The 9412-nt window shown below is 50.6% G+C and carries 6 protein-coding genes; 3 read left to right on the forward strand and 3 right to left on the reverse strand.

Annotated features, from left to right (window positions below; genetic code table 11):
• Positions 1-8 precede the first annotated feature (8 nt).
• The gene (locus BUB59_RS15695) at positions 9-149 is read left to right on the forward strand and encodes an Acyl-CoA dehydrogenase C-terminal domain-containing protein (protein ID WP_083540194.1); all 141 of its coding nucleotides are present in this window, start codon (positions 9-11) and stop codon (positions 147-149) included.
• 146 nt (positions 150-295) lie between these two features.
• Here the strand turns inward: BUB59_RS15695 and BUB59_RS05265 are convergent, their stop codons facing one another.
• Positions 296-1927 carry a DEAD/DEAH box helicase gene (locus BUB59_RS05265; RefSeq protein WP_083540183.1) on the reverse strand — a complete coding sequence of 544 codons (1632 nt, stop codon included), beginning with the start codon at positions 1925-1927 and terminating at the stop codon, positions 296-298.
• A gap of 55 nt (positions 1928-1982) precedes the next feature.
• Between BUB59_RS05265 and BUB59_RS05270 the strand changes: the two genes are divergently transcribed.
• Positions 1983-3002: a Fic family protein gene (locus BUB59_RS05270; protein ID WP_073226581.1), complete on the forward strand. Its 1020-nt coding sequence runs from the start codon at positions 1983-1985 to the stop codon at positions 3000-3002.
• A gap of 142 nt (positions 3003-3144) precedes the next feature.
• Here BUB59_RS05270 and BUB59_RS05275 read toward each other — a convergent pair whose 3' ends face one another.
• Both BUB59_RS05275 and BUB59_RS05280 read right to left on the reverse strand, forming a co-directional pair.
• On the reverse strand, positions 3145-4212 hold the full coding sequence (locus BUB59_RS05275) for a glucokinase (protein ID WP_073226584.1): 1068 nt from the start codon (positions 4210-4212) through the stop codon (positions 3145-3147).
• A 132-nt stretch (positions 4213-4344) separates the two neighbouring features.
• Positions 4345-5553 carry an FISUMP domain-containing protein gene (locus tag BUB59_RS05280; protein ID WP_143160242.1) on the reverse strand — a complete coding sequence of 403 codons (1209 nt, stop codon included), beginning with the start codon at positions 5551-5553 and terminating at the stop codon, positions 4345-4347.
• A 132-nt stretch (positions 5554-5685) separates the two neighbouring features.
• On the opposite strand from BUB59_RS05280, the gene BUB59_RS05285 reads away from it, so the two are divergent.
• Positions 5686-9405, forward strand: coding sequence for an exodeoxyribonuclease V subunit gamma (locus BUB59_RS05285; protein ID WP_073226589.1), 3720 nt, complete (start codon positions 5686-5688; stop codon positions 9403-9405).
• The last annotated feature ends 7 nt before the right edge of the window (positions 9406-9412 follow it).

Consider the following 9412-nt stretch of genomic DNA (forward strand, 5'->3'; position numbering starts at 1 on the left):
AGCTCCTTATCCGCGACGCTTCTGCAAACGCAGAACTGTTCGGCAAGAGCGCCAAGGTTTACCTGAACCTCGCTGAAGCAGAAGTGATGAAGCACTCCAACTTTGTCATGAACCTGACCGCTGATCAGATCGCTGATTATAAAGCTTAATGGACAATAGGGCGTTCGCGCGCCCCAGTGTCATCCCGAGCGAAGTCGCGAAAGCGACGGAGTCGAGGGATCAAGCAATTTAAAAGACCTCGACTCGCAAGAGTCGGGGTCTTTTTTGACTTTATTTGTCAGAGGTTTTGAAACCGCTATTTTCCGCCGCGGGCAGCTGCAGCTGCGGCAGAGGCGGCAGCCTGCTCACGCATACGCTTGCGGGCGCGGGAACCGGGGCGGTTCTTGCCGATGGTGCGGCGGTTCAGATTGTCATCGCCGGCGGCGTTATTCTTTGCAAAATTCTGCGGGCGGTTATCGTCGCGGCGTTCTTCACCATTTTGTCCATTGCGACGTTCCGGCTTGCGGCCGAACTTTTCTGCACGATTGCCACGGCGTTCTTCACGAGTTTGTGGGCGGTTTTCACCGCGGTCGCCGCCGTTTTCGCGGGCCTGTTCAGCTGCGCGAGCATTGCGCTTGTCAGCCTGGTGCTTACGCCAATCAAACTTTGCAGGTTGCTGATCTTCGCCCTCACCAGAAGCCTGGCGATTGTCACGACGGTCATTGCGACGGTCACCCTTCTGGCCACGAGGCAAACGTCCGCGGGCATTACGCATTTCACTTTCGGGAGTTTCCTTCTGCTGTTCGGGCAACTTTTCGTAGATAGCCTTGTCGCCTTCAGGAATCTTCACCTTGGTCAACTTTTCAATGGCACGCAAATCCTGTTCTTCGTCAGGTGCGCAGAAGGAAATGGCAACGCCTTCCTTGCCTGCGCGAGCCGTGCGGCCAATGCGATGCACGAAAGTTTCCGGTTCATTGGGAAGATCGTAATTGAAAACGTGTGTGACATCATCCACATCGATACCACGGGCAGCAATGTCGGTTGCCACCAGTACGCGGATCTGTTCACTCTTGAAGTTGCCAAGAGCTTCCTGACGGCGGTTCTGGCTCTTGTTGCCGTGAATGGCAGCGCACTTAACACCAGCCTTTTCCAACACACGCACAATCTTGTCAGCGCCGTGCTTGGTGCGGGTAAACACCAGCACCTTCTTCATTTCTTCGTGGGAAGAAAGCAGTTCCTTCAGGAGGGCGCCCTTGCGGCGCTTATCAATGCGATAAAGTTCCTGACGGATGCGTTCAATGGGAGTGCTCTGGGGAGCCACTTCGACGCGAACCGGATTGGGGCGCAAGATGGTAGCAGCCAAGTCAGAAATTTCCTTAGGCATGGTTGCGCTGAAGAACAAGTTCTGGCGCTTGCCCGGAAGCATTCCCACCACTTTACGAATGTCATGAATGAAGCCCATATCCAACATACGGTCGGCTTCATCCAAAACGAAGAATTCCACATTCTTAAGGGTCACAGCCTTCTGGCCAATCAAATCCAGCAAACGACCCGGAGTTGCCACCAGAACGTCCACACCGCGAACCAGAACGTTCTTCTGTTTCACATCGCTAACGCCACCAAAAATACAGGCGGTAGAAATTGCGGTGTATTGTGCATACTGTTTAAAACATTCTTCCACCTGAATGGCAAGCTCACGAGTGGGGAGCAAAATCAGGGCGCGGCAGGTTCTGGGCTGGCGGAACTTTCCAGAGTCCAACAGACGCTGCAGAATAGGCAGCGCAAAAGCGGCGGTCTTTCCCGTACCCGTCTGGGCAATACCCAGCAGATCCTGACCTTCCAGCAAGCTGGGGATGGACTGTTCCTGAATGGGAGTGGGAGTTTCGTAGCCTACAGTGCGAACGGCGCGCTGCAACGGTTGTGCCAAAGGAAGTTCTTCAAATTTCATAGGTACGCAAGATAGAAAAATCCTCCATCCCCAATTTTTTTTAATTTTGAATTCAATGCTATACGTTCATCAATATCCCGACTGGACCCATTTCCGATACGATTCCCAGGCCATTATGAATGCGCTGGGGCTAGTGCGACGCACCCAAGGGAAATTGATTGGCCTTGCAGAAATTTGCGGAGCCCAGGAACTGGAAGCAGAAATTATTACGCAGGAAATTGCAGCCAGTTTTTCAATAGATCATCACGATTTGAATCTGGAAGACATCCGCGCCGATGTGGAGAAGCGAGCCAAGGCATCTCGAAATTTTATCATCAACAGTCTTGGCGCAATTCAGAATGCAAGTACAGCATTCACTACGGAACGTCTTTTCAACTGGCACAGCGCGCTAAGCAAGAAGAATCCGTTCCGACTCCGCAATACGGACAACAAAATCACAAGCGGAAATGCTCCTGCGGAATTATCCTTTGTGGGGCCGCATCACGAGAGTTTGGCTAAGTTGGTTGAAAAATTCATCGCCTGGTTCGAGACTTCGCCTCTGGACGGAATAGTAAAGGCCGCCATTGCCCAGTTCTGGTTCTTGACCCTGCGTCCCTTTGAGGAAGCCAATGGCCGCCTGGCTCGAATGATTACCGCCATGCAGCTGGTGCGTTCCAGCGATTTCGGCAAATACCTCTACCCCATCAACAGTCAGATTCTTGCTCGCCGCGATGAATACATGAGCATTCTAAATAAGGCCCAGCGTAGCAGTGGCGACATTACGGAATGGATTTTGTGGTTCCTCCAGCGACTGCAGGATGCCATGGAAGAAACACTCCGGACGCTTACCGCGAAGGCAAGCCAGATCCAGCAACAGCAGCGTTTCGCCGGCGCCGCCTTAAGTGTCCGCCAGCAAATGCTTTTAGACGCAGCTCTTTCCGGAAAACTCCCTCAGTTGTTCTCAGCGAAGGACGTGGCCCTCATCCTGGAAGCCAGCCACGACACCGCCCTCCGAGAAATTCAGGGAATGATCTCCAAGGGCGTTTTCAAGGCCGCACCGAAAGGCGGACGCAGCCAGAAATACTGCCTGGCTTAAACCCATTCTGATAAACAAAAAATCCCGATGGTTTTAAACCTATCGGGAACTTGTTGCTAGATCCTTCGGCTCCGCACCTTCGGCGCTTCGCTCAGGATGACTCGCAGGAGCCGGCCCTTCGGCAGGCTCAGGAGCCTTATATTTACTTTTGCAGATTCAGGCTTGCGTTGGCAGCGCCGTAGAGGCTGATGCTGTAATCCTTAATCACGTACACCGGAATCTTGTTCAACAGCGGGCGGATGTTGGGATTGTAGTTCTTTTCGAAGTACTGCATGAACAGGTTATCGCGTTCCAGCCAGCGGAGATCCTTCTGGACGGTGCCGCCAGCCAGGTAGAAGCCACCCAGCGGGAGGAACAGGGTAGAAGCGTCAGAAGCGAAACGTGCCAGCATCTTCACGAAGAGGCGCATCATTTCTGCAGCAACGGGATCGTTGTCGCTAGCGCGGGAAATGTACTTGGGGCGATCGTTGGGTTCGGTTTCTTCGATCTTCTGGAAGTATTCATTGTTAGGAACGCCGCGGGTTTCCTTCCACCATTCGTACATGTTACGTAGGCCCATGCCGGAAACGAGCGGTTCTACACCGGGAACGGTACCGATCTTCTTTTCCATGTAGTCGTGGAATTCCTGAGAGTCCTTATCAAAGGGGGCGAAAGTAGAGTGGCCGCCTTCAGAGGAAGCGGGAATGTACTTCTGACCGTCAAATGCCAGGAAGCCAACGCCCATACCAGTACCCGGACCAATCACAGCCTTGGTAGCAGCCTGGGGAGCGGGAACGCTACCATCGGTATGAACCAGCTTGTGGATCTGTTCCGGATCATCCACATCCAGAGTGGGGATGCCGTAGCTAATGGCCATGAAGTCGTTAATCACGAGAGTAGGAATGCCGGTTGCTGCGGAGAGAGCTTCTCCATCCACAGACCAGGGCAGGTTGGTCATGACGCACTTGTTATTGGCAACAGGACCTGCAGCGCTAATGCAAATGTGGGTAGGCTTCAAGTCTGCACGAGCTTCGGCAGCAATCTTCAAAGTTTCACGAATGGGAGCATCCAGACCGTCAATATCCTTGGAGGGGCAGACCGTTTCCAGAATCAGGGTGAACTTGCCATCCTTATAGCCTACGATACCCAGATTGGTGTTGGTACCACCGATATCGCCAGCGAGAACGAGGCGGTCAAACTTTGCGTCGGGATTTTTCCACTTAATTTCCATAATAATGCTCCAGATTATATAAAATCTTTAGATAAAAACTTGCAGCTTGTAATCTAGTATAAGAAAAGGGATTCCGTATTCGGGAATCCCTATTTTTTCATAAAAATGCGTTGTTAAATAGCAATTTTTGAATTATTGAGCATTCTTGATGCAGCGAAGGGACCAGCCACCATGCTTTACGGAAGCGACGCTCGAGTAATACTTAAGAGTTTTACGATTATAATCATGATCCGCCGCATACACAAAGGCGTTACTTTCACCAGTCTCATTGACGCTCCAGAATCGGGTATCATGGGTAAAGTCCAAGAAGAGCGAACCTACGATAACGCCATCATTTCTCACGCTTATGTAATGCCAGCCCACAGGAAGGGCGTTGAATCCAACCGTATTCCTGCCCTTGGGCACCATCACCTTTTCGCCATCAACTTCCTCATATCCATCAGCCCACAGACTATCGGACTTCAGATGCACATCCAGGGAGTAGGCGGAATCAGGATCCACCACCGTGTAGATATAATCTTCTAGGGCATACCACTCCTTATGATTGGGAACATGCCAGCCATTGGGACATGCGCCCTGGTAATCCTTGGTGGTATCCACGACAGCGGTGGTTCTAATATAGTTGTACTCGTTTGGAATGTTCATGGCTCCGGCCCACCGATAATAACGGCCGTACTTTTCGCAATCACCCAAGGTATTCTCCGTAGAGGAAGCCACATGACCGCCGGCACACCAGCTGCTGTCCACCTTGTAATTCAAGTTCTGGGCCATCCATACCTGATTGCCAATCCTTACACTGCGATAATACTGATCATCACGTTCATCTACAAAGTATTCGTATCGACGATTGCCTAGCTGAACGTATCGTTCATGCGGTTTATTCTTATAACAGATGCTCTTGGTAGAATCAAAAACCGTTCCGCCACAGCCCACGACTTCGATGTCGTTTACGCAGACCACGCTGTCGGTGTTATAGGTTTTACCCTTGCACAAGGGGTAAGCCTTTCCCTGGTAACAGAACTGTTTCGTACTATCAAAGTCCACATCACCACAAGAAGGAATCACATTACCCTGGGCATCGAGAGTATCGTGAATCGTATCTCGTTCAATTTTCAGAACAGTGTCACGGACCACGACCGTGTCGGCTTTGAGAATCACCGTATCCTTCTTGGTCACCACAACGGAATCGCCATTTTTATAGATGGTGTCGACGACATAAACCGTATCTACAACACTTTTAGAATCCCGGACGCCGGACGCGCTGGTGGAATCTTCGCAGGCTAAAAAGAACATGGCTAGCAGGGAAGCCACGTAAATAAGAGGAATTCGAGCAGACCACATAATTTTCTCCTTTGCGCAAAAATAGTTTTCCAGGGGAGGGAATCCAATGGCAAACAAAAAGATTTGACAAAATGAGGGATAAAAACGATAATCTAAAAGAACAAATCTCCTTTTTAAAAATATATTGCCACTATGCTTCACTTAAAGTTCGCTCTGAATCTTGAAAGCCTTGCCGATCACTTGATGGCAACCGTTAAAGCCGCATGGAAAAATCCCTTTGTGGCCCCCATCATTGTCTTTCCTGACCCTAAAATGGAACAATGGTTCCGCCTGCGCTGGGTTCAAAAGCAGGGAACTTTAGCCAACTTTAATTCCATGATGATCGACCGATTCCTCATGGAAATTCTAGTCGGTGACGATATTACCAAGCAGAAGCTGAACAGCGATGTGCTGCAGAGCGTGATTCTCGCCTACCTTTACGAAACGGACGAAAATGCCCAGCCCAATTACAAGAGCCTGGGTGATGAAGTGGTCCGCTATTTGGAAGTGGATGGCAAACTAGACGAAAACCACATTTTCGATTTATCATTGAGAATGGCCTCCATGTTCCTGGAATACGAGACTTCCAGGCCTGCTGGGTTTGTACTGACTCGCGGAGGCAAGTGCGACGAAAACGGTAAGGCTCTAGGCATTCTGGATTGCTGGAAGCAGGGTGATCTAAAGGACTTCTTTGATGGCAGTCCTCGTGAAGAGTGGCAGCGAAAGCTCTATTCCAAGATTTTCCATCAGGATGGGAAAAAGCCCTCCTTGCTGACCCGCGCCTTTGACGCCATGAACGCCCGCAAGAATGCCGGCATGGAAGGCCCTGTAAATGTCAATTACTTGACCATTCCCTTCCTGTACAAGACCTGCGAAAAATTCCACTGCGAAAGTTTTACGGACGGCGATAACGTTCTCCCTGTATTTATTTTCGGTCTGAGCGGTATGGGTCAGTTCTATCGCGTGATCCTGCAAAAGTTTGCAGAAGAACATGACATTTACGCCTTCATCCAGAACCCCTGTATGGACTTCTGGGAAGACGTGGCGGCACCAGGCAAATACCACCATTGGGAAAAATCCGGCAACCGCTGGACCAGTGGCGGTAACGACCTGCCCGAAGATCTAAAGAAACGTCTTCACGTTTCTGTTTCCGACGCGTCTCCGGATGAATTGGAAAACAGCGCTCAAGTGGAAGAAGGCGTAGATTCCGAGAATGAAAACGCATTGCTCTGCAATTGGGGACGTTCCGGTCGCGACAATATTAAACTGTGGTGTCAAGCAGCCAATTACGATTTTGAATTTGAAGACGGATTGGGGACATCTGGCGAGAACTGCGCCGACGAAAACAGCGCCGGTCTTTTGAAACAAGTACAGTCCATGATTGCCCAGCGTAAAAACAGCAGTCAGGATTTGCTGGAGTATTTCGAGGCTGACGCAGGCAAGAGCCGCGGTGGGTTCGCCGAGGACGCAACATTCTCCTTGACCTCCGCGCCCACCCGCGAAAGAGAAATCCAGGTGTTGCATTCCCGCATTTGCAAGTTGCTGAGTGAACGAGATGCCGACGGGAAGCCCGTCAACCGCATTAGCGATATTATGGTGTTCTCTCCTGATTTGGACAGTTACCGCACCGCCATCTACCAGGCGTTCGACCAGACGTCAAAAGATGGTCTCCATATTCCCTTCTCCATCGTAGACTCCCCTGCCCGCGCCTCCTTGACAGCAAATGCATTGGCGGTTCTCTGCGGTCTCTTGGATCCGGAAATTCAGACCATCAACAGGCCCGCATTCTTTAGCCTGATGAGAAATCCCGTGGTGCAGCACACCCGCGGTATTACCGACGAAGATGTGGAAGCTTGGGAAGGCTGGATCGAAAACATCCACATGTATCGCGACCGCAATGAAAAGCAGGGCGACTGGAAGAATGGTCTTCGCAGACTTTTGCTGTCCAAATTTACGGATGAGGACTTCCCCAACGGTTCTATGCAATGCGAGGAACTTCGTCCCTACTCCGATATCGCCAGCAGCAACAACAAGAGTCTCTGCAAGTTCGCTGATACCATTGACGAACTGGACCAGTGGATTGATTTCGCAAAGACTCACAAGGCCGTGACGCCGGAATTGATGGACGAAGTCATCGATAAGCTTTCCAACTGGATTTCCATGCCGTTCGCTCCCGACGGATTCGCTGGCGAAACCATCGTCTACAAGCAGATCAGTACCGGCTTTGAAATTCTGAAGCATCAGTTTGACGCAGGCCGTAAGGAAATTTCCTGGCCCTGCATTATCCAGACTTTGAACTGCGCCGCCGAAAGTACGGAATACAGCTGCGGGAACCTTTTTGTGAACGGCGTTACTTTTGCGAAGTTCATTCCCAACCGCATTATCCCAGTAAAGCATGTTTTCTTTATCGGTGCAAGTTCTGGCGCATTCCCGGGGAACAATCCCAAGAGCACCTTGGACCTTCGCAACAATGTGGTGGCCTGGCCCGGCGATGACACACCCGTAGCCAAGAAGCGTTATGCGTTCCTGTGCCAGCTGATGAGTACTTCCAGTAGTTTCCACCTAAGCTACGTGAACAAGAACATCGCTAAGGACGAAGACCTGTACGCCTCTTCCATCATTAGCGACATCCGAAATTTCTTGAAGAACGCCATTAAGAAATCCGCCAAGGAGAAATATGGCGACGGAGCCGAAACTTGGATTGAAGAAAACAAGAACGCCATCAAGAATATTTGGCCCGAAACAGAAACTCCCCTGGATGAAAAGCGACCCTACAGCGAACTGTTCACTCCCAAGGAATGGCGTAACCGCGCTACTTACGACGGCATGGTGAATCCCGCCGACAATGCAGAAGAAGCCCGTAAGCGCACCCGTTTCCACTGGCAATGGGAAGACCTGGGTGATAAAAATACCATCAAGAATCCAGAACGCGTAAGTTTCCGAGAAATCCAGAAGTTCCTGGAAGATCCCTTCCAGTTCCGCATTACAAGAATGCTGGACACTAACGAACGTGAAGACGATGTGGATCCAGAATCAGAATACTTCGAACCTGTGGATTTTAACAACCTGGGCAACAGCGTGCTAGTCAACGCCATGGTAACCGCAGCCGTTACAGGCAACAAGGACGACAAGGACAAACTGGTCCACGACCTGAAACTGAACGGCGAACTGCCTGACAACAAGTACGGAAACAAACTTCTGGATAGTTGTGAACACAAGTGTAATCGGGTTATTGGCCAGATGGAATCTACAGAAGGAGACGCTCCCGCCAAGGCGTCTGATTCCTGGAGTAATAAAGAAAAACTGGAGCTTGTCATCCTGCAGAATATCAATGGTCAGGATATCCGTTGGGTACTTTCGGGAACTCTTCCCTGGTGCAACGCAGATCGAAACCATCTTGTGTCCATCACGTCCACCAAGCCCAAGTCTCCCACCAAGACGCCCAACTTCAAACAGAGCAAGTATTTGAACACTTACGTAGCGGCCCTTGCCCTCATCGCACAAAAGAAGAGCGATGCGGAGGAAACCATCAAGATTTCTATTTACAGTTCCGATCTGGAAGCAGTGAAACCTGCAGAAGCAAGTGTTTCCATGTCTTCCTCCGAGGCAGTGGAGTTGCTGAAGGAAATCTACAGCACCGCATTTGTGGAACAGTATTCCAAGGCAGCCCCCGCAGATTTGCTAGGCAACGAATACAGTAACTTTGGTGACTACGCCAAGGATCTTTCTGACGTCTGGAAATTCTTCGGAAAGCGCAACATGTTCGACAAGCGAAAAGACGTGGGCTTCACTCCCCTAGAAACCTTCCCCAGCGAATGGAATGAAGCCAGGGAACATCAGCAATCACTCATCAAGTTGAACGTGGTTTGCTAAGGGAGGG

This window comes from Fibrobacter sp. UWEL, assembly GCF_900142535.1.
Lineage (GTDB): Bacteria > Fibrobacterota > Fibrobacteria > Fibrobacterales > Fibrobacteraceae > Fibrobacter.